The organism is Oleiphilus messinensis, assembly GCF_002162375.1.
Classification (GTDB): Bacteria; Pseudomonadota; Gammaproteobacteria; order Pseudomonadales; family Oleiphilaceae; genus Oleiphilus; species Oleiphilus messinensis.
This window is the reverse complement of sequence record NZ_CP021425.1, coordinates 1,146,060-1,171,706: the sequence shown is the minus strand read 5'-3', so window position 1 is coordinate 1,171,706 and position 25,647 is coordinate 1,146,060. Positions and strand designations below refer to the sequence as shown.

Annotated in this window: 25 protein-coding genes; 19 read left to right on the top strand and 6 right to left on the bottom strand. The window is 48.9% G+C overall.

Features of this window, described 5'->3' with window-relative positions:
• Positions 1-74: 74 nt before the first annotated feature.
• Positions 75-1,571 (bottom strand): aminotransferase-like domain-containing protein, encoded by a 1,497-nt coding sequence (locus OLMES_RS05155; RefSeq protein ID WP_087460272.1) that lies wholly within the window; start codon positions 1,569-1,571, stop codon positions 75-77.
• A gap of 186 nt (positions 1,572-1,757) precedes the next feature.
• Between OLMES_RS05155 and OLMES_RS05150 the strand changes: the two genes are divergently transcribed.
• Complete coding sequence (locus OLMES_RS05150) at positions 1,758-2,642, top strand: aminotransferase class IV (RefSeq protein WP_087460271.1); 885 nt, start codon at positions 1,758-1,760, stop codon at positions 2,640-2,642.
• Positions 2,643-2,887: 245 nt separating this feature from the next.
• Here OLMES_RS05150 and OLMES_RS05145 read toward each other — a convergent pair whose 3' ends face one another.
• A complete protein-coding gene (locus OLMES_RS05145; RefSeq protein ID WP_087460270.1) occupies positions 2,888-3,358 on the bottom strand; it encodes a hypothetical protein in 471 nt (156 codons plus the stop codon).
• A 301-nt stretch (positions 3,359-3,659) separates the two neighbouring features.
• Between OLMES_RS05145 and OLMES_RS05140 the strand changes: the two genes are divergently transcribed.
• Positions 3,660-4,409, top strand: coding sequence for a lysophospholipid acyltransferase family protein (locus tag OLMES_RS05140; RefSeq protein ID WP_087460269.1), 750 nt, complete (start codon positions 3,660-3,662; stop codon positions 4,407-4,409).
• 28 nt (positions 4,410-4,437) lie between these two features.
• Here the strand turns inward: OLMES_RS05140 and OLMES_RS05135 are convergent, their stop codons facing one another.
• Positions 4,438-5,373: an alpha/beta fold hydrolase gene (locus OLMES_RS05135; RefSeq protein WP_087460268.1), complete on the bottom strand. Its 936-nt coding sequence runs from the start codon at positions 5,371-5,373 to the stop codon at positions 4,438-4,440.
• A gap of 181 nt (positions 5,374-5,554) precedes the next feature.
• Here OLMES_RS05135 and OLMES_RS05130 point away from each other — a divergent pair, with 181 nt between their 5' ends.
• Complete coding sequence (locus OLMES_RS05130; protein WP_087460267.1) at positions 5,555-6,487, top strand: DUF3108 domain-containing protein; 933 nt, start codon at positions 5,555-5,557, stop codon at positions 6,485-6,487.
• On the opposite strand, the gene OLMES_RS05125 is transcribed toward OLMES_RS05130, so the two are convergent.
• Complete coding sequence (locus tag OLMES_RS05125) at positions 6,426-7,232, bottom strand: 4'-phosphopantetheinyl transferase family protein (protein WP_087460266.1); 807 nt, start codon at positions 7,230-7,232, stop codon at positions 6,426-6,428. The two genes, OLMES_RS05130 and OLMES_RS05125, sit on opposite strands and share 62 nt — an antisense overlap.
• A gap of 112 nt (positions 7,233-7,344) precedes the next feature.
• Complete coding sequence (locus OLMES_RS28785) at positions 7,345-7,467, bottom strand: hypothetical protein (protein WP_269767742.1); 123 nt, start codon at positions 7,465-7,467, stop codon at positions 7,345-7,347.
• Between the two features lie 263 nt (positions 7,468-7,730).
• Here OLMES_RS28785 and OLMES_RS05120 point away from each other — a divergent pair, with 263 nt between their 5' ends.
• The 7 genes from OLMES_RS05120 (at position 7,731) to OLMES_RS05095 (ending at position 18,582) form a co-directional block, all read left to right on the top strand.
• Positions 7,731-9,083, top strand: a complete 1,353-nt coding sequence (locus tag OLMES_RS05120; protein ID WP_332454927.1) for a phytoene desaturase family protein — start codon at positions 7,731-7,733, stop codon at positions 9,081-9,083.
• Between the two features lie 25 nt (positions 9,084-9,108).
• Positions 9,109-9,432 carry a hypothetical protein gene (locus tag OLMES_RS28940; protein ID WP_332454926.1) on the top strand — a complete coding sequence of 108 codons (324 nt, stop codon included), beginning with the start codon at positions 9,109-9,111 and terminating at the stop codon, positions 9,430-9,432.
• A gap of 214 nt (positions 9,433-9,646) precedes the next feature.
• On the top strand, positions 9,647-10,918 hold the full coding sequence (locus tag OLMES_RS05115; RefSeq protein WP_087460265.1) for a murein hydrolase activator EnvC family protein: 1,272 nt from the start codon (positions 9,647-9,649) through the stop codon (positions 10,916-10,918).
• A 175-nt stretch (positions 10,919-11,093) separates the two neighbouring features.
• Complete coding sequence (locus OLMES_RS05110; protein WP_087464337.1) at positions 11,094-12,527, top strand: S41 family peptidase; 1,434 nt, start codon at positions 11,094-11,096, stop codon at positions 12,525-12,527.
• A 56-nt stretch (positions 12,528-12,583) separates the two neighbouring features.
• Positions 12,584-13,549 (top strand): divergent polysaccharide deacetylase family protein, encoded by a 966-nt coding sequence (locus tag OLMES_RS05105; protein ID WP_157678145.1) that lies wholly within the window; start codon positions 12,584-12,586, stop codon positions 13,547-13,549.
• Positions 13,550-13,732: 183 nt separating this feature from the next.
• Positions 13,733-17,374, top strand: a complete 3,642-nt coding sequence (locus tag OLMES_RS28520) for a methyl-accepting chemotaxis protein (protein ID WP_087460263.1) — start codon at positions 13,733-13,735, stop codon at positions 17,372-17,374.
• A 68-nt stretch (positions 17,375-17,442) separates the two neighbouring features.
• Positions 17,443-18,582, top strand: coding sequence for a site-2 protease family protein (locus OLMES_RS05095; RefSeq protein ID WP_087460262.1), 1,140 nt, complete (start codon positions 17,443-17,445; stop codon positions 18,580-18,582).
• Between the two features lie 174 nt (positions 18,583-18,756).
• Here the strand turns inward: OLMES_RS05095 and OLMES_RS05090 are convergent, their stop codons facing one another.
• Positions 18,757-19,116 carry a putative periplasmic lipoprotein gene (locus OLMES_RS05090; RefSeq protein ID WP_087460261.1) on the bottom strand — a complete coding sequence of 120 codons (360 nt, stop codon included), beginning with the start codon at positions 19,114-19,116 and terminating at the stop codon, positions 18,757-18,759.
• Between the two features lie 259 nt (positions 19,117-19,375).
• Between OLMES_RS05090 and OLMES_RS05085 the strand changes: the two genes are divergently transcribed.
• The 9 genes from OLMES_RS05085 to OLMES_RS05045 are packed head-to-tail and all read left to right on the top strand — an operon-like array spanning position 19,376 to position 25,637.
• On the top strand, positions 19,376-20,104 hold the full coding sequence (locus OLMES_RS05085) for a beta-ketoacyl synthase chain length factor (RefSeq protein ID WP_157678143.1): 729 nt from the start codon (positions 19,376-19,378) through the stop codon (positions 20,102-20,104).
• On the top strand, positions 20,101-20,955 hold the full coding sequence (locus OLMES_RS05080) for a lysophospholipid acyltransferase family protein (protein ID WP_087460259.1): 855 nt from the start codon (positions 20,101-20,103) through the stop codon (positions 20,953-20,955). Before OLMES_RS05085 ends, OLMES_RS05080 begins: the two co-directional genes overlap by 4 nt.
• Positions 20,900-21,163, top strand: coding sequence for a phosphopantetheine-binding protein (locus OLMES_RS05075; RefSeq protein ID WP_087460258.1), 264 nt, complete (start codon positions 20,900-20,902; stop codon positions 21,161-21,163). The genes OLMES_RS05080 and OLMES_RS05075 overlap by 56 nt, the downstream gene beginning before the upstream one ends.
• A 6-nt stretch (positions 21,164-21,169) precedes the next feature.
• Entirely contained in the window at positions 21,170-21,418 is a 249-nt protein-coding gene (locus tag OLMES_RS05070; RefSeq protein ID WP_087460257.1) for an acyl carrier protein, read from the top strand.
• A 44-nt stretch (positions 21,419-21,462) separates the two neighbouring features.
• Positions 21,463-22,041: a COG4648 family protein gene (locus tag OLMES_RS05065; RefSeq protein WP_087460256.1), complete on the top strand. Its 579-nt coding sequence runs from the start codon at positions 21,463-21,465 to the stop codon at positions 22,039-22,041.
• Positions 22,034-23,494, top strand: a complete 1,461-nt coding sequence (locus OLMES_RS05060) for an AMP-binding protein (protein WP_087460255.1) — start codon at positions 22,034-22,036, stop codon at positions 23,492-23,494. Before OLMES_RS05065 ends, OLMES_RS05060 begins: the two co-directional genes overlap by 8 nt.
• Positions 23,491-23,859: an ApeI family dehydratase gene (locus OLMES_RS05055; protein WP_087460254.1), complete on the top strand. Its 369-nt coding sequence runs from the start codon at positions 23,491-23,493 to the stop codon at positions 23,857-23,859. The genes OLMES_RS05060 and OLMES_RS05055 overlap by 4 nt, the downstream gene beginning before the upstream one ends.
• 12 nt (positions 23,860-23,871) lie before the next feature.
• Positions 23,872-24,657, top strand: a complete 786-nt coding sequence (locus OLMES_RS05050; protein ID WP_087460253.1) for a glycosyltransferase family 2 protein — start codon at positions 23,872-23,874, stop codon at positions 24,655-24,657.
• Positions 24,654-25,637: an LpxL/LpxP family acyltransferase gene (locus tag OLMES_RS05045; RefSeq protein WP_087460252.1), complete on the top strand. Its 984-nt coding sequence runs from the start codon at positions 24,654-24,656 to the stop codon at positions 25,635-25,637. The genes OLMES_RS05050 and OLMES_RS05045 overlap by 4 nt, the downstream gene beginning before the upstream one ends.
• The last annotated feature ends 10 nt before the right edge of the window (positions 25,638-25,647 follow it).

The following is a 25,647-nucleotide window of genomic DNA, read 5'->3' as shown; positions in this document are numbered from 1 at the left end:
CCAAGACTAGGCCAGAATTCACAATTCGCCAACTCCAAAAGTCCCTGCCCTCGCAAGTTCCGGACAACGGAACGTCAGGCGTGCGTTTTTTCATCTAATTCTGGTAACAATCTGGCAAGACTTATCAACGCCCATTTTAATGCATCATCATCGCCAACGGCGCAGTTAATTCTCAGGCAACTTTGAAAGCTTTCCGCGGTGGAAAACAGAGGGCCGGGCGCAAAACTTATACCTTCTTTAAGTGCTCGCTGATAGAGTTTCATTGCGTTCAATTTGTCAGGCAGAGTCAACCAGAGCACAAATCCTCCCGCAGGATCGCTGATTCGGGTGGTCGCCGGAAAGTAGCGTTGTAGAATGCCCGAAGCGCGCATCACCCGATCATAGTATGCACTGCGCACCCGTCTCAAATGACGATCAAAATCACCACTTTGGAGCAATTCCGCAAACGCATATTGGGGAATACTTGGCGTTGCCACAGAGCTGGCGAACTGGCCATACTGGACAGCATCCCTGCTTTTTCCGGGCACAATCCAACCTAAACGTGCCCCTGGAGCAAGCGATTTTGAAAATGAGGCACAATAGAAAACGCCCCCCTGCCGATCAAACTTCTTCGCTGCCGGAGGACGTTCTTCCAGGAACCCTAACTCTCCATAGACGTCATTTTCAATGAGCGGGATGTTGTTCTCAGCCAGTAGCTGGACGATCTCACGCTTACTCTGCACACTCGGGAGAATCCCCAGAGGATTACTGAAATTACTCACCCAGATGCAGGCCTTGATAGGCCATTGTTGAATCGCCAACGCGAGCGCATCAGCCTGTAATCCTCTACCGGGATGAACCGGAATCTCCAATACTTTCAATTGCAGCGTTTCCAATACTTGCAACAAACCGTAGTATGTGGGGGATTCAACGGCCACAATATCGCCGGGCTGACACACCGAATGTAACGCAAGCAGCATGGCATCATGACACCCATGAGTCAGCACAATATCATCACGATGAGCCTTCACGCCTGCAAGCTGCATACGCTCCGCAATGCGTTCTCGAATAACGGGGTTTCCGGGCGCGAACTCATAAGACCAGACATTCCCTCCCTGGAGCTTAGTGACTCTCCGTAGTGCGCGATTGAGCGCGTCGACCGGGATATAGCGGGAGTCCTGCACCGCAGCACCGAGTGGAATCAGATCCTGGCGGTGGGTCGCTTGAACCAGCTCCAGAATCAAACGACGAGTAGTTGCCACGCGAGGGGTGCATTGCAGAACCCCGGTCACAACGGCTCCTGAATCAGCAGAGGGCTGTAGACTCACTTCGGAATGGCCATCTGACCGGTCCAGCCCGGTAGCCTCCGCCCCGGGGAGCCGCACGTAATAACCCGACCTGGGCCGGGCCACAACCAATCCCCAGCGCTCTAACAATCGTTGCGCTTCCACAACCGTGGAAATACTCACTCCGAAACGCCCAGCCAGACTCCGTGTACCGGGTAATTTAAAGCCTGGGGGATAATCTCCAGACCGGATCCGTTCTGCAACGGCAGCGGCCACCTGCTCGTAACGCTTTTGTTTTTTCAACATCAGCACAGTTTCTCAGAAAAATACCAGTACAGAAAACAATATACTCGATCTGTACCGGTATTTAATCTTTTTTTTAACCCTGTTTCGGTTTTCGCTATCGCTTTACGCTATCCCTGAAATAAATCAGAAGCTACGCGAAACACACGACTAAAACGCTTTAAACCAAAATTGATGGGGGTGAAACAAATGTCTGGACTTTGCTGGATCAACGGCAATATAACTGCAACTCAGGACGCTAGAATACCGGTACTTGACCACGGCCTGCTATATGGCGACGGTATTTTCGAAGGCATGCGATTCTATGGTCTGCAAACATTTCGGATTGATCGGCATTTAAAACGGATGCGAGATTCTGCTCAAGCAATTCAGCTATCCATAACTTATGATGACGCACAAATACAGGACGCAATTTACCAATTGCTGCGCAAACATCAAAATGCATCCGCTGAAAAAATGGGACAAACCGGCTATATCCGATTAATCGCTACCCGTGGCGTCGGACCACTTGGACTAAACCCGGCACAATGTAAAAATCCGACGTTAATCATCATTGCCGACCAACTGGAGCTGGCAAGTTCAGCTCAACGAGCAAACGGCTTTAGTTTATGTATCTCCAGTATTCGGCGTCCTCAGGGGAGTGGCCTGGATGCAAGGGTGAAAAGTCTGAACTACCTGCACTCTGTATTAGCTCGAATCGAAGCAAACCACAATCAAACAGATGAAGCCTTGCTATTAAACCAACACGGACAAATCGCCGAATGCAGTGCCGAAAATGTTTTTATTGTGCGTGACAATAACTTGATTACCCCCCCCACTACAGATGGTGCGCTAGCGGGTATCACCCGTGAACTGGTCCTGGAAATGGGGCAAAAACTCGGGTTGAACTGCAAAGAACAAACACTCTACCCTTACGACCTCTACAGTGCAGACGAGTGCATCCTCACTGGCAGTGGTGCAAAGCTGATTCCGGTAAGGGACATTGCCGGACGCCGGTTAAAATACAGTCCCGGGCCAGTCTACAAAGCACTTCATGAGGAAATGGAAAATATGATCCGATTGCAGTACCGGTAAAGCTTGAAAAGAGCACAAAAAAAGGCCGGAAGCGCTTCAGTTCCTCCGGCCAATGCTCTTTTGACGTCTCATCTTCCATGAGATTACACCTGTTTGACTCTGGTAACGGGTGTAAGTTCAATCATTATGTGACTATTTTTTGACCAATAAAAGAGGTCGAGCGTAAAATTATGTAAAAGCTCCGCACTTCAATACTGTAACGTGCTCGCTACAAGGCTTTGCACGGCCATAGCAGAACCAGGAAATTAAAAACTACTCCAATCATTCATGGCACCGAGCAACACGACTAAATGATCATTAAACTCGTGTGCACTCTGCTTACTTAGAAAGCTTGCTACTGTGACAGCAGCATCTTGCATCAGCTCAAGCTCTTCCGCACTCATTTGGTCGTGCCCTGCAACGACTTGCCCACTTATTGCGTTCAAATCAAAGATCGCTTCACGGATCATGCCGTTTACATCAACCGTTAATCTGACATAGCGACTGTCCATCGCAGCGCTGGAAAAATGGACTTGGTCATAACCGACACGATACACACCGGAGAAAGATCCGTAGGAGTTATCTGCGATATTCAGCGTTTCCTCTGCCATGTGCACGGAGCCAGCCTCTTGTGCCAGTGCGGGCGCACTGATCAGCAGACCTGCAAGGATTCCAAACGCCGTTCGGAGATTCAATTTTAGCGACATGGCGCTTGCAGCGGCAACTTTTAACAGCATAAAGGCTCCTGTGATAACCGTAAAAACTGAGAAACGATGAAAAAACAATCGCATTTTAATACACTCGTTTCAAACAGTCGTTTAAAACATGCAAAACAATGTGAAATGAATGTCACCAGGAGTAACACCTCAACCAAAGGGGCAAAGATGGCAATACGAGGCGGGACAGCTGAATAGGGATAATAACAAGCCAATTGGATTAGTCATTAGGGCCAACATCTCATAGACTTATGAGGCGCGCCTGTGCTAATCAATAGCATATGTATTGCTGTGCCGGATTGCTGGAGGGAAAGGTCTAATTATGTTTAAACGTAAAAATACGATTGCGACGGGGTCTGTTTACCGGAAAATGGTGAGTATGTGCTCCCCCGTTGTACGCAAATACAGCAGGCTGAATATCGTCGGACTCGAACAGGTTCCTGCCCACTCAGGTGCGTTACTGGCGTGCAATCATTCCGGAGGACTGTGGTGGGATGCGCTTTGCTTACTCTCCAGCCTGCCCGAACGACAAATCCATTTTATTGCGCATCATTGGGACGCCAAAGTTCCCCTGATGAAACAAGCGCTGGATCTGCTGGATTGCCAGTTTATGGAAGCCAATGTCATGGCCATCACTGCTGCAGACAATATCTGTATTGGGTTGAAACAGGGCCAGCTACACTGTATTTACCCTGAAGAGTCCTACCACACTTTTCGCGACCGCTACACACTCTTCAAATTCAGCGGTCATGGCGTTCGCTACGCCGAACTCGCCAATGTCCCGATTATTCCCTGCGCCGTGATCGGTGCAGAAGAGGCAGCCCCCATCCTGTTCGGCCCAAAACTACCGAATGTACCACTCCATATTCCCCTGCATCTACCGCTGATTCTACCGTTTAAAGTCACCGTGGTATTTGGCCAGCCTGTTTCGGCACAGCAACTACTCGAAGACCATGGCGACTACTCCGTTGCAGCTCACACCTTGAGAGAACATGTTTTTGATTTAATTACACCCTACCGATCATGCAAAAAAGATCGCGCAGCCTATATTCGGAAGAGTTCCTTGTTGTGACGAGGGCGGCTTCTGACGATGACCTGCATCAAAGGTGCTGTTGCATAAAGGTGGCAACATCCGCAGCAACCTGACCGGGAACTTCAATCATTGGCGCATGCCCAACCTCGTCATAATTTATAAGGGTGGAATTGGGAATCAGAGACTTGAAAACATGGCCATTTTTAACGTCGATAACCCGGTCTTGGGATCCCCATAAGATCAGGCACGGCAACTGGATTTGTGCAATCTCCTGCTTGAAGTCAAAGCTTGGTGTTTTGCGTAGATCACTAAACACTTTGGCATGGATCGCTTTCCGTTCAATTGAACGCTCCGCAACCACTTTTGATACCGGCCAGGGAATCAAGGGTGGCTGTTCCATAGCAAAATCCAGCAAAAACTCGAAATCATCGACCGATTTCACAATCAGTGGATTAGTACCTTGCTCCAGATAATTCGCGAGTGGCGCGGGATAATCATAAATGCCGGCCGGGTCAATCAGTGTCAACGTTTGAACCCGATCTGGATAGCGAGCCGAGATCAGGGCAGAAATCGCGCCGCCCATGGAATTACCCACCAAATGAGCACGAGGTATCGCTAAAGCATCCAGAAAGGCCACAACCCTTTGTGCCTGCTCATCGATTGCATAGTTCATGTCCAACGATTTCACGCTCTCGCCATGTCCCGGTAAATCCAGCGCAATGACTCTGTGACCGCCATCGACAGAGGCCGCAAAACGGAGCCAGTTTTCTTTGATCGCACCAAAGCCATGGATCAGCAAGACGACTTCTTCATCCGCTATGGCATTATCCAGATAGGCAATATCCATCCCCTCTACCTTGATCGTTTTTGCTGACAGGCCCGCTTTACCACGCTCAAAAGCCATCGCCCCAGCAAAAAGATCGTCACGAAATTCATGGGCGGCAAACCCACTCAATAAAACGACCAAGGTTGCAAATGAAATCCATTGCACTACTTTTTTCATCTTTTTCTCCGGAATGAGCAGCTATGAAGGATCCTGTATTCTGCACAAAATCCCCCTTAACGACAATCTCATTGACGATCGTTACATGACAAGCCCATCGGAGTTTCGCATAATACGATTCAGGATTCTGTCCCGACACAACCCGGGACACATCAGCTGCCAACGCAAAGGAGATACAACCGTGAGGCGTTTTTTATCCAAAGCAACCCGCGCACTCATTATTACCAGCATTTTTGCCGTGAGCAATGCAACTGGAACCAATCTGACGGGCTCAACTGAAAACGCCCTCGACACGCCACAAAATCCAACCACCTCACAATGGCAAACCCTGAAGTTCGAGGGCTCGAAACTGTTTATTAGCCTCTCATCAGAATTGCACAGAGAGTTGCTCTCAAGCGCCCAGGCCCGGGAAGAGTTGCTGGATACAACACCGCGTCCAGGTCTGCCCCCCACAGATGAACAGGTAATTAAACTGAACCTCAAAACCAGTGTAATGGGTAGCCATACGGATTTCACACTGTGGCAGAATCCGGATTTACGGGCACTCCAGCGCACCGCATTGTACGGCGGACTAAAAGATTGGTATCGAACCTATCGTTTTGGTCCCGAAGCCGCCTACTCGTTGAAAGTTAAGCCGGAAAAAAATGAAAAAGGACGCCCCTGGCAAGAATGGAGCAAAAAGCAGGAAAATTTTTACGATATCGCCCCGGCGGAACAGGCTCTGTCAATCAGCGAAACCGAAGCGATTTTCGAGTTAATCGCACAGGGCAGGCTCAGTTCGAGCGCTGCGGCTCAAACCCTTTATGTATACGACCGCGACGGCATCCTGTCAGTACAACTCAACGTTGTCGGTTCGGAAAAGATAAAAGTCGACTATACCCGGACTTCCGATTCTGGAAACGAGCACATTGAGGGCAGCACAAATGCATTCAAGGTAGAAATTGTCGCTCGCCCTTTCGATACAGAACGCCAAAGTGCCGACTTCAACTTTATGGGCTACAAAGATAATATTTTTATCTATATTGATGGTGACAGGAATTTGCCTTTACGAATCAAGGGAAAGGCAGATTATGTCGGCGAAGTACAAATCGATCTGTCAGGGGTTCATTACTAGCGCTCGGGGCTACATGAGCGCACACCCCCACACGATACCCGTGCCAATCCAACTGTTGGAAACACCACTGCTGCGGGCTTATCGCCAGTTCAGGTTCGGCATAAAAAAAACGAGCCCCTTCGGTAAAGTCGAATCCAAACTGACCCAACGGCGTTGCCAAACCCGTCCCTAATGCTTTGATAAAGGATTCTTTTAATGTCCAGAAGTCGAAGAAACGACTTTGTGCCTCGGGGGGGAACGCGGTACCCTCATCCACATCGCCACACAACATTTCAAGTTGCTTAATCTCCGAGAGTGCAAAAAAACGGCGAGCTAATTTGAGAGACCCCCGCGAACGCCGTGCATCCTCTATATCCACCCCCAGACTCTCAATCTCCGGCGCAGTGGAGACCGCCAGAACCGCCTGATTTCCAGTGTGGCTCAAATTGAATTTAACCGTCTGATAATCAATCAGAAATGGCTTACCGTGCTCACCTGTGGTAAACCTGAGCGAGTCGGGCTTTTCCGAAACGATTTCAGACAAGGCTCCCCGCAACATAATCCGTGTGGTCAGGAAAAGCTGTCGGGCTACCGGGTTCCGGAACCGGAAAAACCGGTTTCGTTCATCTTCCGCCAGCCATTGCCAATAGCCAGAATCCTGAGCATCAGCTTTCGCTCCAGCTTCAGTGGGTGCCGCAGAAATATCGGATAAACCGGTGTTAAAATACAAATCAATTGAAGGTGCGTCTGAAACCGGCTTAGTCACGGGTAAAAATCGCTTGCAAGAAAAGGTATTCGAAAGCTGTGCCAAGTTAAGAGAAACACAAGCATCTATTGAACGGGCCAACTGGCCCGATCAGTATGCAATGCGTCTGTTCTCAGATGACAAAACCGAACAGCACGACACCCAGACCAATGCCTGCCGTAATGCTGATCAAAAAGTGATTGATCATTTTATAGTCCAGACTATCACCATGTTGTCCTGGAAGCTCACCTGCCATTTGTACTACTCCTGTCAATAAATGCATGAAGGCACCGATTATAGCGTTACGCTGTCGACCGATTCAATTGCAAAGCGGCTCATCCATTCACAAAACCAGCCACACAAAACTGCGTGAAGCCGTGCTCGAACTTAAATGAAATAAACTCATATTTATCAATGTTGACACTTCCAACACTGAATAAAACCTTGTTAGAGTAGAACCATGCTCTGTGGAGGCACCGGAATACCTGCCGGACTGCCAAATGACTTTGGAGAGATGCTATGACAACAATAAAAACTACAACTACAAAAGCAACAAAAAATAAAATGACCCCAAGCACCCTGCGGATCGGCACACGATATCGGGCCGGGCGTTTGAATGGCCCTTATGACGCAATCATTATTGGTTCGGGCATGGGCGGCCTAACGACGGCTGCGTGTCTGTCAAAAGCGGGCAAAAAAGTATTGGTACTCGAACAACATTACACCGCAGGGGGCTTTACTCACAGTTACGCCCGAAACGGGTATGAGTGGGATGTGGGTGTACACTATATCGGTGATATGGGGTACCCAACGATTGCTCGAAAACTATTTGACTATGTTACGAACAGTCAGTTGCAATGGGCCCCCATGGACTCGATCTACGACCGGTTTTACTTTGGTTCCGAACATTATGACCTCAAGGCCGGGAAAGAAAACTTTGTCGAATGCCTGGCAGAACATTTCCCTGAGGAACGCTCAGCACTGGAAAAATACGTTGCGATGCTGGATAAGATCAACAGCCTCGTCCCGGTATTCTCAGCAGACAAGTTAATGCCCGAAGTGCTGGCAAAGGCTTACAATCTGGCAAAATGGAAGCTACTCCCAGCCTACTTCGATCAAACGACTTATGAAGCGCTCTCGACGATTACGCGCAACGAAAAGCTGATTCAGGTTCTTTGTGGCCAATGGGGAGATTGTGGGGTTCCACCACGGAAATCAAGCTTTCTCATTCACGCCCTCATCGCAAAGCACTATATTCATGGCGGCTATTACCCTGTAGGTGGTGCTTCGCGCATTGCCGAAACCATGATTCCGGTTATTCAGGAAGGTGGCGGTGATGTGCTGACTTATGCCGACGTCAAAAAAATCTGCGCCCACAACGGCAAGGTATCCGGAGTGGTCATGGCGGATGGCCATATCATTCCCTGTGATACCATCATCAGTAATGCAGGCGTGTTTAATACGTTTGATCGACTACTGCCACAAAACCTGGTGCAAAAATACGGCTATGACCACAAACTCAAGACGGTTCAACCATCGATGTCGCATTTAGGCATGTACATCGGTTTGAAAGAAACCGCTCAGGAACTCAATTTACCGAAAACAAATTTCTGGATCTACCCGGACTATTCTCCTGAACAGAATATCGAGACTTTTTTAAACGACAAAGAATCTGAATTCCCGGTTGTCTATGTCTCATTTCCATCCGCGAAGGATCCCAGTTGGCAAAAACGCTACCCGGGAACAGCAACAATCGAGATTGTTGCCCCCACACATTATGACTGGTTCGCGCCGTGGAAGGATAAAGTCTGGGGAAAAAGGGGGGAAGGATTACGACCAACTGAAAACCGGTTTCGAACAACGGCTACTTGAAATTCTCTACCAGAAACTCCCTCAGTTGCGCGGTAAGATAGACTACTACGAAACCTCAACACCGCTTTCTACAGATTATTTCTGTGCTTATCGAAAAGGCGAGATTTATGGTCTCGAGCATGATCCGGATCGTTTCAAGCAAACCTGGCTACGTCCGAAAACCCGCATCCCCGGCCTCTATCTCACCGGCCAGGACATTCTTACCTGTGGAATTGTGGGTGCACTTATGGCGGGCGTTGGCACAGCCCAATCGATTCTCGGCCTGAAAGGGTTAAAATTAATAAACGATTTGAGAACCAACCACGCCAACTATAGCGAAGGTGCGTTCGTGGTTTCCTCGACGAGCTAGCCCACTCGATTTTCCGTATCCCCCTTCTCATTCAGCAGGGGGATACGCATTTCCGACCTGTCACCGCCTTAAATTTTTGGTCATGTTTTTCACCCGAATTACCTGCTACACTCACTACGTCTTCGGTAGTCTTTATCCGGGCTTATTGTCCAGCTCACTGATTGAGCGCCACTAAATCGTTGCTAAAACCAATCGGACCTAGCTCCCAGCCAGTATGCCTAAAGCAGTTGTCTCTCACAATTCCACTCGTTTCAGCGGTCTATACCGGGTTCTGATCCCCTTTAGTCTGGCCCCCTTCAGATTAATACTGCGAGTAAAAGTGCGGGAAGCGCTATCTGCAGTGCTGATAGTAATACTGACATGTCTTGTGGCCACCCCAACTGACAGCTTCGGGAGCTCGAACAGTGAGATTCAGAAACAGGAATCAGAACTGTCGACAATTGAGAAAAATATTAATTCGATTTCCCGGTGGCTCAAGCATGCCCTCAGCAAACGAGACCGACTTATCGCTGAATTAGAACAGAGTGAGCAAAATATAAGTCAGCTGGTCACTCAACAACGCAGACTGACAGCAAAAATCGAAGCAAATAAATCCCGCCTCAATGAACTCAACAACAATATGGAACAACTTGAACGCGATCTCGACACCCAGCGGGGAAAGCTCGCACAGCAGATTCGCATCATGCATGCCCAAGGCGAAAAACCAGCGCTGAAAGTACTTCTGGATATTGAAGACATGGGTTCTGCCAGCCGGGTTCTAACCTATCTTGAATATATCAACGCTGCACGCCTGGAGACGCTGAAAACTTTCCGCCAGGCACAACAAAACCTTTACGATACACAGGCAGCCGTGAATAACGCGCGGCAACAACTGATGCAACATCAGAAAACATTGGACAACCGGATTGCCTCCTATCAAAACGAAACCCAAAAGAGAGAACGGATTCTGGCTAGCCTGACACAGGAGCTGAGCACATCTGAAGCCCGCCTGAAACACTTGCAAGCCAACCGGGAAAACCTTGAAAAAGCGATTGAGAAAGCGAAGAAAAAATATCGCGCCCGACGACAATCTGCCAATTCAGGCAAGCCCTTTGCGACCCTGAGGACTAAACTTCCCTGGCCAACTCATGGTAAAGTGACTCGCGGCTACCGCAGCCATTTAGCAGGACCGTCATTGCGCTCCAACGGGATATTGGTGGAAGCCCCTGTGGGGACGACAGTCTCTGCAATTCATGATGGTCAGGTCGTTTTTGCGGACTGGATTCGGGGCTTTGGCCTGATGCTTATCATCGACCATGGGAGCGGATTTATGAGTCTATACGGACAAAATTACAGCTTGCTGAAAGATGCTGGCGACACGGTGGCGGCAGGTGAACCCATCGCAACCACCGGAAATAGCGGAGGAGCTCGTGAAAGCGGGCTATACTTTGAAATCAGAAAAAATGGAAAACCGGAAAATCCTACAAAGTGGTTAAAAAAACAGTAGGACAAAATGGTCAAACCAAAAATACCTGTAAGTTTCGCAGGCACGCGACATTTTTGCGAAGATCGACAGCTCAGTCCGGTAATTTCACGACTTTATTCTCAGGAACGTATTAATGAAAGACTCTTTGGTTGCACTATCTGGCACCACCAAGCCAACGAAACAGTATCCCGCCTGGATGCGAAATATGTTTTCAGCACAACCGCTGGTATTCAGTGCACTTTCCATCGCCCTTGCGTTTGGAACAGTTACAGCGCACGCAGAACCGGAAGCCGCAGCGGAAGAACCCCACGCCATTAAAATCAAGCTCCCCGATCCTGCCAGCCAATTACCACTCGAAGAATTACGACGCTTTACCGAAGTCTTTGACCGAATTAAAAAAACCTACGTCGAAGAAGTCGATGATGCCACCCTGCTGAACAACGCGATCCGGGGCATGTTATCCGGCCTGGATCCGCACTCCGCTTACCTTGAACCGACCGCTTTTGATGATTTACAGGAAAGCACGACAGGCGAATTCGGCGGCCTCGGAATTGAAGTCGGCATGGAAAATGGTTTTGTCAAAGTCATTTCACCTATTGATGATACCCCGGCATCGAAAGCCGGTATTGAAGCAGGCGATGTAATCATCCGCCTGGATGAACACCCGGTAAAAGGTATGACGCTTGAAGAAGCAGTCAACATCATGCGAGGCAAACCTGGCACAGATATTGTGCTGACAATTGTCAGAGAGGGCGACAACAATCCACGGGAAATCACAGTAACCCGAGATATTATTCAGGTCACTAGCGTCAAAACCCGCTTGGTCGCGCCCAGTATTGGCTACATACGCATTACCCAGTTCCAGGCGAAAACCGGTGATGACTTTTCCAAAGGCCTGGACAAGCTCAAGCAAGAAAATGAAACACCACTCGAAGGTCTGGTAATCGACCTGCGAAATAACCCGGGTGGTGTGTTGCAAGCCGCCGTGGCAGTAGCAGACTCTCTGCTGGATTCCGGCCTGATTGTTTACACCGAAGGGCGTATCAAGAGCTCACAATTGCGCTTCAGTGCAACTTCCGGGGATGAAACAGGCGGTGTGCCCATTGTCGTTTTGATCAACGGTGGCTCGGCATCTGCATCCGAAATTCTGTCGGGCGCACTGCAAGACCACCATCGCGCAGTTATTATGGGTACCGACAGCTTTGGCAAAGGATCGGTTCAAACCGTGATGCCCCTGAACGAAGAATATGGCCTCAAAATGACCACGGCACGTTATTATACCCCGAGCGGTCGTTCGATTCAGGCTTTGGGCATTACCCCCGATATCACGGTGAAACGGGCAAAATTGACTGAACTGCAATCTCAGGAGTATTTCAAGGAAGCTGACCTCGCTCGACACCTGGAGAATGATGCCTCACCCCAGGACTCGGAAACCGGAACCGGTCGAATGGCTGACACTGAAGGCAGCCCCGCCGACTCAAACGAAGAAATCCTGGCACGGGACTTCCAGTTGCGTGAAGCCGTCAGCTTATTGAAAGGTTTGGTGATCTACCAGAATCGTGCGGCAAAAACCAAAATCGTGACAGAGGCTGACAGTGCAGTAGCGACCACTCCAACAACCGCGGAATGATGACACCTTTCCTGTTTCGCAGTTTGACCTTCCCCAGCTTGGTGCTGAGGAAGGCCTTGCGACTATTTTGTCAAATTATCACTTTGACCGGACTTCTCCCCTGCATCAGCATTGCAGGGGAATGGCCTTTACCCACCATCGCAATAATTATCGACGACATGGGGAATCACCAACAGATTGGAGCAGAGCTTGCTACGCTCCCTTTCCCGTTAACACTATCGTTTCTGCCCCACCGGAAACATACCCAGACATTGGCAAAACTGGCACACGAACATCAAAAAGGCATCATGCTGCATATGCCAATGGCCAACACCAAAGGATTGCGCCTTGGCCCGGGTGCGCTTCAGGGTGGCATGACGCAGGTGAACTTTACCCGCACTTTACGCACCGCCATACAGTCCGTTCCCCACTTACAGGGACTGAATAATCATATGGGCAGTCAGCTCACGCAACAGACTCTGGAAATGAACTGGCTTATGACCACACTGCAACACTATCCCCTGTACTTTGTGGACAGCCGAACCATTGCCAGTACGATTGCAGCCAAAGTGGCGCAACAGCATGGCATACCCACTTTATCGAGAGATGTTTTTCTGGATCACCAGATTTCCAAACACCATATCCAGTTAATGTTTGAGCGACTCCTGTCATTGGCGCGCAAAAATGATTACGCGATCGCAATTGGTCACCCTCATCCAGAAACGTTAGCGGTACTAAAAGAACAGCTGCCGCTACTCGGGGAAAAAGGTTTTGCAATCGCAACAATCAATGGCCTCTGGGAGCTCGCGAATCCAGGCAAGAAAATGTATGCAAACCGTCCGGCACCGGAAACTCAGGCGCAATTTGATTCCCTTGGTAAAGCAGCATTACGCTTCGGGAAAGACGCCGGCAACCACACCCAATCCACAGCAAATTCATCACTTAAATCAGCAAGTGCGAAACATTTAAATGCGCCAGAGTCACAACCCTATCCCACCTGGGAAGAGATAATCGCACGGAAGTCCACCCCCCGCCCCAAATAAAGCCTCTCCTCCCAACGCCCCTTTTTGCACAAAGTTCTTACAGTGCAGACTACTAACTTTTGATTTTCAGACTACTCTAATTAGGGAAACAATTAACTATGATCAAGTCGGGTACGTTAAGCGGCACTATGCGGGAAAACTGACTAACGTATCTCAGCGCACGAGCATTCAAGGAGTTCTCCCATGAAGGTTAACATGCCTGTGACTGATGTGGAGGTTCACTTTCAGGAAGGCCAGACTCTGGTCTCTAAAACCGATCTGAAAGGAATCCTCACTTACGTAAACCAGGAATTTATTGATATCAGTGGTTTTACCGAACAGGAATTGATTGGCAAAAATCATAACCTGGTAAGACACCCTGATATGCCCCCGGAAGCCTTTCAGGATCTCTGGAGCACGATCAAAGCCGGTAAACCTTGGGTGCAGCTCGTGAAGAATCGCTGTAAAAACGGCGATTACTACTGGGTAAAAGCAAACGTGACGCCAATTTGGCAGGCGGGCAAAGTCGTTGAATACATGTCGGTTCGCTCCAAACCCAGCCGGGAAGAAATTGCTGCGGCTGAAGCGGCCCATCAACAGATCAAGAACGGAAAACTATCACTGCTCAACGGGAATCCCACGCCATCAGGGCTGGCTGGCAAAACAGCTTTTCTCAATAACATTTCCGTGAAAAACCAGTTCGTTGTGATGGGCGTACTGTTCTTGTTCCTGGCTTTGTTGGTTGGTATCCAACTCAATATTCTTAAAGGGAATCTCGATTTTACCGAAAAGCAGGTGCTGGGCACAGAGTATCTGGAGACGGTCACACCACTGCTGAGGAGCATACCGGAACACCGCGGACTGGTGCATGGGTATCTAAATGGCGAAACTGCCTTCAAATCACGTATTGACCGCCTTCAGGATGATGTCAGTGCAGCGTTTAAAAAAATCGATTCGGTTGATACCAAGCTGGGGGCAGCATTGGGCACCACGGCACAACTGAACAGTATTCAGCGGGATTGGCGAAGTTTGAGTAGCAATGCACTTAATCTGACCGCGGCAGACAGCTTTGCCCGACACTCCAAACTCATCAACAACATTCAAGAGCTCATGCTCACCGCTGGAAGCCATTCAAACTTGTTACTGGATCCAGAGGCTGACAGTTACTACAACATGGATTTGGTACTTAACAAAATCCCGGCCATGACAGACTATATTGGCAAGCTTAGAGGACAGGGAACCGGGATACTTGCGGAAAACCAACTCACTGAGGCATCCCGAGAGCAACTTATTGAAAACGCCACCGGTCTTACGATCAGTCTCACAGCATTTTTATACACTCTGGAGGCCGCAGAAAGCGCTTCTGCAGAAGTCAAAGAAGCCCTGAGCGCCCCCGGTAGTCAATTAAAAAAATCAATTGCTCGCCTCACCAGTGAAATCCAGAAACTGCGAAAAGGGGATCTCAGTACCGACCCGCAACAATATTTCCGAACCGGTAGCGAAGCCATTGATACCGCGTTCCAACTCCACGAAACATCGAACGCACTGCTGACGAAACTGATCGAAGAACGGGTAGTTCTGCAAGAAACCCGTTTCTATGCCATCGCAGCATTGACCACCTTATCGGTTATAATCGTTTTCATTATCGGCTTCAGGGTGATCCGCAGGATACTTTACACGCTGAATCAGACCCTTTCCAATTTAACCGCAATCAGTAACAGTGACTTTTCACAAGCGATTGATATGGTCGGCAATGATGAGCTGGCGGAACTGTCCAGAGGCATCACCAGCATGCGCATCAAGACCGGTTTCGACGTTGAAGATGGCGCTAAACGTGCCGCAGAAGCGACCCGAATCCGACAGGCACTGGATGTCTGTAAGACCAACGTCATGATGGCGGATAATGACCTGAATATCATCTACATGAACAACTCAATCGTCGAGATGCTGGATGCTGCAGAACAGGATATTCAGAAGGACTTACCACAATTTAATACCAAGAACCTGATGGGGACCAATGTTGACCTGTTCCACAAGAACCCAGGCCATCAGCGTAACATGATGGCTCAGCTGCAAGAGCCGTACGAAACTCAGATCATAATCGGTGGCCGCACCTTTAATCTGAATGCCACACCGGTTAAGGACAAGCACGGCAACCGGCTCGGTACGGTTGTCGAGTGGCAGGATCAAACCGAGGAGTTGGCGAGACTCAAAGAAGAAAAACGGGCAGCGAACGAAAACTTGCGCATCAAACAGGCACTGGATAGTGTCAGCGCCAATGTCATGATGGCGGATGCGGATCGACAGATCATCTACATGAACGATGCCGTCTACGACACACTCAAAAGTGCGGAATCAGATCTGAGAAAAGATTTGCCAAACTTTGATGTTGAACGGTTGATGGGCCACAGCATCGATCAATTCCACAAGAACCCGGAACACCAAAAACACCTGCTGGCAACACTCACAGACAAGTATGAGGCATCCATCGTGGTGGGTGGTCGTCATATGCACTTAACCGTTAACCCGGTGATGAATGATGAAGGTGATCGATTGGGTTCCGTTATTGAATGGGATGATCGCACTGCCGAAGTGGCCATTGAAACAGAAATTGACGAGCTGGTTGGTGCGGCATCCCGAGGCGACCTGTCAAACCGGATCAACATGACTGGAAAAACCGGTTTCTTCGAAAATCTGGGGCACGGCTTGAACAATTTAGTCGCCAGTGCGGAATCGATCCTGTCAGACGTGGGCAAAACCTTCTCCGCACTCTCATCCGGCGATTTGACCCAATCAATCAGCACCCAGTATCAAGGTGACTTTGAGCGGATCAAAAACGATGCCAACGCAACAATTGACAAGTTGACCGAGATTATCAGCAAAATCAGCGAGTCAGCCAATACCGTCAACACCGCGTCCAATGAAATCGCTCAAGGTAACTCGGATTTGAGCCAGCGAACCGAGGAGCAGGCCAGCTCTCTGGAAGAAACCGCGTCCAGTATGGAGGAGATGACCAGCACCGTTAAACAGAGTTCAGACAGCGCTTCCGAAGCAAACCGTCTGGCTTCCGATGCGACACACAAAGCCCGACAAGGTGGTGATGTGGTGAAACAAGCAGTGGAAGCCATGGCGGAAATACTTAAGTCCAGCAACCGAATCAATGACATTATCGGAGTTATCGATGAAATTGCTTTTCAGACTAACCTGCTGGCGTTGAACGCCGCCGTGGAAGCGGCACGAGCAGGCGAACAGGGTCGAGGGTTTGCGGTCGTCGCAGGCGAAGTTCGCAATTTGTCTCAGCGCTCAGCAGCTGCGGCAAAAGAAATAAAAGACCTGATCAAAGACAGCGTTTCCAAAGTACAGGCAGGATCCATTCTGGTGAATGAATCCGGTGATACGTTAACGTCAATCGTCCAGGCAGTCGAAAAAGTAGCCCATATGATATCGGAAATCAGCAATGCCGCAGCCGAACAGACCTCCGGTATCGAACAGATCAACCAAGCGGTTGCGCAGATGGATGAAATGACTCAACAAAACGCCGCCCTGGTGGAGGAAGCCTCTGCCGCCAGTGAAGCCATGTCTGAACAGGCCAACTCCATGAGCAGACTGGTTGGCTTCTTCAAAATGGGCGACCTCACGGAAACGTTCGGTGCGGCCTCCAATGCCCCCTACCCGTCAGGCAACACCCATACCGAACCACCAGGCTTCACAGACAACGTTAGAACCTATTCGAAACCGGAAAGCGCCCAGGAGCCGCACCACAATCAGCAATACAACAATCAGCACACCAACAACCCTGGCAGTAAATCCAGTTTCGCAGATGACGATGAGTGGGAAGAGTTTTAGCAATTGACCTCGGCACAGAGGCCTAGCACAATGGCCTCTGTGTTTATTCCCGGAATACGTAACCGTTTATGGATCTCCTCAATATTCAGTATGCTGACAGCCACATACGTTTAAGCCAAAGTGCTGAAAAAGGGTTTGTAGCGCTTTTTGTCGATGACCAGCAGGTCTCGGAACCCTACCCGCTGAAACCCAACAATACTTTCGAATTCTCATTACCGGCAATCGGAGCGGTTCTGCTTTCGTTTGATCTTGATCTGATTGCCCAAAAAGTAAAAATTCAAATTCGTCGCGGAGAGCAAGTACTCTACTCTGACGAAAAAGCTTTCTCGACACCTCAATCACCAAATGTACCACCGCGAGAAGACAGCGGCGCGGTACAGGCGACCCGCTCCACCTCATTCGATAACCCGGAACAGCTCAATACCACAAAACGAGCCAAAAAAGGATTCAATGGCCACATTTGGGCCTGGGCAGGTATTGCATTCAAGCTGTTCAAAAGTGTCAAAGTTATCCAAGTTGCTCTCATCGGGATGTCACTCGGTGCCTGGGGTATTATCTACAGCTGGGAGTTCGCCGCAGCCATCATCGGAATTCTCATCTTTCACGAATATGGCCACCTTCGCGCCATGAAAAAATGCGGAATACCAACCAAGGGTATCTATCTGATACCGTTTGTTGGCGGTGTCGCGGTGGGTGATTCGCCAAAAACCCACTGGCAAGAGGTATACATTGCCATGATGGGCCCATTTTTCGGACTCGCCATGACCCTGCTTTTCGGCATTGGCTATTATTTTACTGAAAATCATTTTATGGGTCTGGTCGCCTCTATCAGTGCTCTGGTTAACCTGTTCAATCTACTACCGGTGCTTCCTCTGGATGGCGGTCGGGTATTCAAGGCTCTGGCATTGTCTGGCCAGAAAAAAGCAGGCTTGGTCACTGTGGGACTGCTCACCATTGCGGGATTGGCTTTTGCGATCAAACTGGGGCTGATGTTGCTGATATTCTTCCTGATTCTCGGTGTGCTTGATCTAATGGCGAGTTGGCGAGAATTCAAAAACAATCCAGGCATGTCGATGAATGCCTATGGCATCACCTTTTCATTGGTCTGGTACTTGATAACCGCCGGCGGTCTTATCGGTATAATCCTGTTAATGGCACACACGGGCTTGCCGGGTACGGAATTAGCGCTGATGGTGCTTCAGGATTAATTTGCGGGACCGATCAATTCGCAGGGGCGGTTAAAATTTGCAGGGGCTATGAAAAGTCGTAAGGACGATTAAAATTCGCAATGACTATTAAATAGGTCTCAGACCTATTTAATAGTGCACCAATTCGGGCAAACCTTCAGCAACACAGGATCACCCGCCACTCAGTACCCGGTATTACATCTGAGTATCATTGACCAGATCATAAGTGATATTCGGATTTAACCCCATTGGCCAATAGATCAAAGCAAACGGCGGCCAAAAGATAGAAACCACGCGGAATTTCGCGCGTAAGCGACCTTCTTTGATGGTTTTGCCATCTTTTTCAAGACGGTAAGGCACACCACCACCCGGTGGAAATCCTGCCGCAGTCCAGAAATAAGGCTTGGTCGTAACCGTGCCATCAGTACCAATTTGAACCGGTTGAGGGCGCTTGTACAAATACAACTGGCTCCCTTCCGGTACTTTGAACTTACCAGTTGTTGAGCAGGCAGATATCACCATGACCAACGCCAGCAACGAGAGTAACTTTTTCATTCCGACTTCTCCATTTTCCATTGTTTCAATATACTGAGACCGGCAACCTTGCCGAATAATTAGTCAGCATCGACTAATAGGCGGGCATTTTAGCCAATAATCAACTCAAAGTTTAGTCATGCATCAATCTGGATCAGGATTAGTGTATTGATAGAATGAGTTGATCAAGCTTTTAACAAAGCAAAGTTGCAGCAGTAGCATGCTTTGCAGTAATATTGCCGACCGTTTCAGAGGCCCAAGTCGAAAACAAGGGTGTTTTATGGATTTTTGTCTCTCCAGCTGGGCCGTATGGCCAATCGAAGACCACATGGACAGTGCTCAATCGACCTCAGACTCAATACCTCCTTCTGCTGATCTTTCCTGGATACCGGCGATGCAACGTCGGCGCTTGAGTGCATTCTCCAAAGCCGCTTTGGGTGTCGCTCACCAGTGCGGTATAAACAGCGATATGGAAACGGTATTTGCGTCTCGGCACGGCGATTTACAGCGTACCGTTGGACTGCTCACAGACGTCATCCACAAAACAGAACTCAGTCCGACACAATTTGGCCTCTCGGTGCACAATGCAACAGCCGGCCTGTTTGGTATGATTCTGGGCAACAAAAAAGCCAGCGCCTCAATTTCTGCAGGCGAATGTACCCTACATTATGCCATTACTGAGGCGGTGGCCAGATTGCATGCCAAAAGGCTGAAATCGATTGGCATTATTTATACTGATTTTCCGGTACCGGAAATTTACCGGCCATTCACCCACGAACCACGCTCGGAAATAGCACTTGCTCTAACACTCACACCGGAGCAAGGGATGCCTGTTTCCTTACTTGAATCCAACGCCAAAGGGGCATCCGCCTCCGAGTGCGAAGCCAGTGCGCTGCGCAGATTCCTCGAATCAGCAGAGCAACAGTGCGAGATTGTCGCCGGTACCCGGCATTGGACTTGGATCAGGCACGCGACCGTTACGACCACAGGGGCTGATGTGCGGAAATGATACAGCAACGAATATCCTCTAATTTACGATTTGAGCAAATCAATTACCTTTGGCGGATAGTTGCCACGGGCATTTGCTTTACATTTTTTGGCCTTGGCGGACTACTCCTGTGTGTTACCTGGTTTCCCTTGCAGAAAGTTGTGTATTCGGGAGCAGAGAGACAAAAAGCCGCGGCCAAGAAAACCGTTCATCACACGTTCCGCTTTTTCATTGGCATGATGAAATTTCTCGGCATACTGAATTTGAAAGTTGAAGGTCTGGATGCTCTGAAAAATGCAAAAGGCAAAATCATCGTTGCCAATCACCCCAGTTTGATTGACATTGTGGTCCTGATTTCACTGGTCAAAAATGCGGATTGTGTTGTGAAAGCGCACTTGTTTCGCAACCCCTTTTTGCGTGGCGTGATTCAAAATACGGGGTATATCAGCAATGCCGACCCTGACCATATGCTGGATGATTGCAAACATTCGCTTGATCAGGGCAATAACCTGATCATCTTCCCGGAGGGTACCCGCACCACACCCGGTCAGCCAATCTGCTTTAAGCGGGGGGCAGCCAATATTGCCCTGCGCAGCAGCACCCCGTTTTTGCCATTGTTAATTTTCTGTTACCCAAAAACACTGACAAAGGACGATAAGTGGTATCATATCCCGAAAACCGGGAAAATTAACTTTGAGGCACTGGTTTTACCTGAATATGACTGGACTCAAGGCAAGACAGACATTACCCGTAGTAAACTGTCCCGCCAGGTCACTCGAGACCTGGAAAGCTATTATGTTGAGAAGTTAGCGCGTTATGGAACAATTGAAAAACGAAATCAAAGAATTGATTATCCAAACTCTGGATCTTGAAGACACCTCCCCTGAAGATATTGTTGATGATGAACCACTGTTCATCGAAGGACTGGGTTTAGACTCGATTGACGCACTGGAACTGGGGTTGGCGATTAAGAAATCTTACAATATCAAACTGGATCCCGACTCAGAGGTTGCAAAACAGCACTTTGCCTCAGTTAATTCCCTGGCAAGTTTTGTCAAAGCCAACTTCAAATCAGAGTAATGGTATATGGAAAACAAGGAACAGATTTACAGCACACTGAAAACGGTGCTGATTGACGAGTTTGACCTGGACGCAGAAGACATTACACCGCAAGCATCGCTGTTTGAAGACCTTGACCTGGACAGCATCGATGCAGTGGATTTAGCGGTTAAAATTCGGGAACTTACCGGAAAAAAGATCGACCCAGAGCAATTCAAATCGGTTCGGACATTACAAGATGTTGTAGACTGTACTGCTGAATTGCTGGGGCTTTAGGCCAACACTGTGTGCCATCCTGCGCCGCTTGATGACGAAGCCCTATGCAAAAAAAATTTCTACAAGGCATTTTCCTGATCGCATTGATGCTCTATCCGGTGATTGTTTTCACCGGATTGCAGTTTTTCCCGGTTTCCTGGGTTGCGGCACTCCTTGCCAGTCTGTTAGCGGCACGCCTGTTTCTGTTTCGAAGCAAGCACAGTGAAATATCCAGCCCACTGGGCAAACCCACTGCAACGATTACCCTCATTGCTTTTATCGTGCTCATTCTATCTGCACTACAAGAAAGTGAAATCGGCGTCCGACTCTATCCACTGATCATCAATCTCGCGATGCTGTCGATCTTCGCATGGTCACTAAACCACCCACCAACGATCATAGAACGCTTTGCACGAATGCAAGATCCGGAGCTGTCTCCTGAAGGCGTGCGCTATACTCGCCGGGTTACCCAAATCTGGTGCGGTTACTTTATCGCAAACAGTTTCTTCACCAGCTACACCATTTTTTGGGGGTCACTCTCCCTATGGACCTGGTATAACGGATTTATTGCGTACATTCTATTAGGCACACTCATCACCTCAGAGTGGCTGTACCGCTACTTTTTTATAAAACAGCATGATTAACCTGAATTCACTGCTAAAGCAGCCGACCCTTTTTTTCGGTTCATCTACTTGTGTATCGGGTAAGGACTGGGCAGTACGCCTCGCACTTCTGACCGAGTATTTTGAAAACAGAAACGAAACAGACTGGCTATTGTTCCACCCGGACACGGGTTGGTTTGCAAGCTACTTCTTCGCGCTACTTTGTGCTGGCAAGCGTGTTGTATTACCCCAGAATGACCTCCCGGAATACATCGCAGATTTGCGTGACTGCTATGAACAGGCAATCACCCCCGATACCATTGACAAACCGGGTTTAGCACTACCCCATATTAATCTCGGGGACATTCCCCGTGTCCTCGATACTCAGGCTCTCCTGGACTTACTAGCCCGGCGCCTCAACAATATTCACACTGGCAAGCTGTTGATGTTTACATCCGGCTCTTCGGGCAAGCCAAAAGCCATATCAAAACGGATGCACCAGCTGGAAAACGAAGTTCAGGTATTACAAAAAAAGTGGCCGCTTCAGAATTCTTCAATACTCTCCACGGTCTCGCATCAGCACATTTACGGTTTACTGTTTCGGCTACTTTGGCCTTTGAGCCTGGGCCGCCCGATAAGCCGTGAAACACTGATATATCCGGAAACACTGGCACAACACCTGAGCACAGAATCCCGGGTAACACTCGTTAGTAGTCCGGCTTTTTTGAGCCGATTGGTTTCCGACAATGTGTTGCAACCCTACCATGAAAACCTGCAGCAACTATTTTCATCTGGTGGCCCCCTGCATTATGAACACGCCAAAATACTGTCAGACCAACTACACCAGTATCCCATTGAAGTCTACGGTAGTACGGAAACAGGCGGTATCGCCTGGCGCCAGCAAACAGATGTTAATCAGCAGGTCTGGCACCGCTTCCCAGCAATCGAAATAAAACAGCAACCGGTCAATAACCGTCTGAGTATCCGTTCACCCTTTATTGGCCCGGACTGGTACGATACTGATGATGAAATATCATCGCTGACAACAACCACCTTTCAACTCAGGGGTAGATTGGACCGGATTGTAAAAATTGAAGAGAAGCGAATCAACCTGGCCGAACTGGAAAACCAACTCGAAAAGCTTTCATGGGTTTCAGCGTGTCGAATCGTTGCGCTCCCCCAAAAGGAGAACAGTACAAGAACCATTCTCGGGGCAGCGGTTACGTTGTCAAATAACGGGCACGCAATACTGGAACAAAAGGGGCGAAGAAGCCTCATCAGGACGTTAAAAGCCGAACTGACACGCTACTTCGAAGCAGTCACAATACCCCGTAAATGGCGTTTTTTAACCGCACTCAAAACCAATGCCCAAGGCAAGTACATTGACTCCGATATCATCCCCCTTTTCGCGCTGAAGGAAGTCGCGGCGAAGGACAGCCAGAACCTCACACCGAAAGATACCCAATGTTCAACAAACAAGGTAAAGACGCCATGACAGATCACGCACGAATTCTTCCTGTTGAGCTGGGCGCAACTTTTACCGACAGTGAATTACCCGAAGCAACAATTAGGCTCCAGATTCCTGAAGATCTCCGTTTTCTGGAGGGGCATTTTCCCGGTCACCCCATACTCCCCGGCGCTGTGCAGTTACAATGGGCGATTACCTACGGCAAAAAATTATTGAACCGTTCAAATTCGGCAGTCAAACAGGTTGAAGTTCTGAAATTTCAGAATATCATTCGCCCGGGCGATATCGTGGTATTGACACTGACAACCAAAACCAGCGATAAGTTCATATTCAGTTTTGAATCAAAACAGGGAAAACATGCCTCAGGCAGGGTCATTCTGAGCGACAATTAATGGATACTGATTTTGAATAACTATTGCTTTGTAATTCCAAACTACAATCACAGCCAGAATATTGCCAGCGTGATTGATGCCCTTGCCGGTATGAATATGCAAATCATCATGGTTGATGACGGTAGTGATGCGCAGACGAAAGCAGTCATTCGAGCCTTGAGCCAACGCTACAGCAAACTGAAAATCGTGACGCATAACAGCAATCAGGGAAAAGGTGGAGCTGTCCAGTCCGGACTGAGACAAGCCCGGCTTGATGGTTACAGCCATGCACTACAGATCGATGCCGATGGGCAGCATAACCTGAACGATGTAAGCCGTATGCTCGAGCTCTCACAGGCACACCCGGAAGACCTGATTAGCGGTAAACCGGTCTATGACGACAGTGTACCCAAAAGTCGTCTATATGGGCGCTATATTACACATTTCTGGGTCTGGATCGAGACATTGTCATTCAGTGTTGAAGACACCATGTGCGGTTTTCGGGTTTATCCCCTGCATCAGGTTATTCCCTTACTGAACAAAGAACGACTCGGAAAAAGAATGGACTTCGATATCGAAGTCATGGTCAAACTCTACTGGCGCGGCGTAAATATTCAGTTTGTACCCACCAAAGTTATCTATGCTGAGGATATCACCTCCCATTTTCGACCACTGGAGGATAATGTACTCATCAGCTGGATGCACACACGTCTGTTTCTGAGAATGCTGGTTCGCCTCCCCAACCTGTTGGCCCGCAATCAGCGCCGGCGCCGGATGCAAAAAGCATTACCAGTGCAATCCGCAGGATCTGGCCGATGAGCAACACATCAAAACACTGGGCCAACGCCCAGGAACGGGGGTCGATTCTGGGCATTCGTATACTGCTCTGGATTTATCGGCTATTCGGCAGATTCGTGCTCAGTATTTTTTTCGCGCCGGTAATCTTTTATTTTTACCTTTTTGGTAAAACCTCCCGGACTGCTTCACTGAACTTTTTGCGCCGGGTGGAACAACATCCTGAACAGCAGACCTTCAAGACGGAACCAGGATTTTGGCAAGGTTATTGGCATCACCTGAATTTTGGCTGGATCGTGCTCGACAAAATTGACTCCTGGATCGGAAAACTCAATGCCACCCATGTGCAGTACGCCGACCCGGACCGGGTTCAAGCCATTATGCACGGGAATAAAGGTGCAGTGTTCATCGGCTCCCACTTGGGCAACATAGAGGCCTGCCGGGCCATCGCCTCCAGCAAATACAACAAGCGCATCAACGTATTGGTATACACCCACCATGCTGTCGCGTTCAATCGCATACTGAACGAAATAAATCCGGACGCAGAAATTGACCTGATTCAGGTTTCGACCCTCAGTCCCGAGTTGATGATGTTGCTCAGAGAACGCGTGGATCAAGGCGAAATTGTCGTCATTGTCGGAGACCGAACTCCCGTTCAGGGCCCAGGAAAAATCAAATACAGCACGTTTCTGGGTGAATCAGCCCCCTTTGCAATAGGCCCATTCGTGCTCGCCAGTCTTTTGGAGTGTCCGGTATACTTGCTTTTTTTCATGAAAACCAGGCACGCGCAGTTACGCTACCAGATGATACTGGAGCCATTTGCTGACCCGTTACAACTTCCACGGAAAAAACGCCAGGAGGCATTGCAAAGCTGGATTGATCAATACGCCAGCCGGTTGGAATATCATACGGTTCGGCACCCGTATCAGTGGTTTAATTTTTATGACTTTTGGGCGAAGGACTGCCAGACCGAACGCAGCAGTCTCCCGCGCCAACAGTCATAACGAGTCAGGA

Excerpts from the sequence above, each read along its gene's own strand:
- OLMES_RS05155 (WP_087460272.1), bottom strand. The coding sequence starts at position 1,571 with ATGTTGAAAAAACAAAAGCGTTACGAGCAGGTGGCCGCTGCCGTTGCA.
- OLMES_RS05150 (WP_087460271.1), top strand. The coding sequence starts at position 1,758 with ATGTCTGGACTTTGCTGGATCAACGGCAATATAACTGCAACTCAGGAC.
- OLMES_RS05145 (WP_087460270.1), bottom strand. The coding sequence starts at position 3,358 with ATGCTGTTAAAAGTTGCCGCTGCAAGCGCCATGTCGCTAAAATTGAAT.
- OLMES_RS05140 (WP_087460269.1), top strand. The coding sequence starts at position 3,660 with ATGTTTAAACGTAAAAATACGATTGCGACGGGGTCTGTTTACCGGAAA.
- OLMES_RS05135 (WP_087460268.1), bottom strand. The coding sequence starts at position 5,373 with ATGAAAAAAGTAGTGCAATGGATTTCATTTGCAACCTTGGTCGTTTTA.
- OLMES_RS28785 (WP_269767742.1), bottom strand. The coding sequence starts at position 7,467 with ATGGCAGGTGAGCTTCCAGGACAACATGGTGATAGTCTGGACTATAAA.
- OLMES_RS05120 (WP_332454927.1), top strand. The coding sequence starts at position 7,731 with ATGACAACAATAAAAACTACAACTACAAAAGCAACAAAAAATAAAATG.
- OLMES_RS05115 (WP_087460265.1), top strand. The coding sequence starts at position 9,647 with ATGCCTAAAGCAGTTGTCTCTCACAATTCCACTCGTTTCAGCGGTCTA.
- OLMES_RS05110 (WP_087464337.1), top strand. The coding sequence starts at position 11,094 with ATGCGAAATATGTTTTCAGCACAACCGCTGGTATTCAGTGCACTTTCC.
- OLMES_RS28520 (WP_087460263.1), top strand. The coding sequence starts at position 13,733 with ATGAAGGTTAACATGCCTGTGACTGATGTGGAGGTTCACTTTCAGGAA.
- OLMES_RS05095 (WP_087460262.1), top strand. The coding sequence starts at position 17,443 with ATGGATCTCCTCAATATTCAGTATGCTGACAGCCACATACGTTTAAGC.
- OLMES_RS05090 (WP_087460261.1), bottom strand. The coding sequence starts at position 19,116 with ATGAAAAAGTTACTCTCGTTGCTGGCGTTGGTCATGGTGATATCTGCC.
- OLMES_RS05085 (WP_157678143.1), top strand. The coding sequence starts at position 19,376 with ATGGATTTTTGTCTCTCCAGCTGGGCCGTATGGCCAATCGAAGACCAC.
- OLMES_RS05080 (WP_087460259.1), top strand. The coding sequence starts at position 20,101 with ATGATACAGCAACGAATATCCTCTAATTTACGATTTGAGCAAATCAAT.
- OLMES_RS05075 (WP_087460258.1), top strand. The coding sequence starts at position 20,900 with ATGGAACAATTGAAAAACGAAATCAAAGAATTGATTATCCAAACTCTG.
- OLMES_RS05070 (WP_087460257.1), top strand. The coding sequence starts at position 21,170 with ATGGAAAACAAGGAACAGATTTACAGCACACTGAAAACGGTGCTGATT.
- OLMES_RS05065 (WP_087460256.1), top strand. The coding sequence starts at position 21,463 with ATGCAAAAAAAATTTCTACAAGGCATTTTCCTGATCGCATTGATGCTC.
- OLMES_RS05060 (WP_087460255.1), top strand. The coding sequence starts at position 22,034 with ATGATTAACCTGAATTCACTGCTAAAGCAGCCGACCCTTTTTTTCGGT.
- OLMES_RS05055 (WP_087460254.1), top strand. The coding sequence starts at position 23,491 with ATGACAGATCACGCACGAATTCTTCCTGTTGAGCTGGGCGCAACTTTT.
- OLMES_RS05045 (WP_087460252.1), top strand. The coding sequence starts at position 24,654 with ATGAGCAACACATCAAAACACTGGGCCAACGCCCAGGAACGGGGGTCG.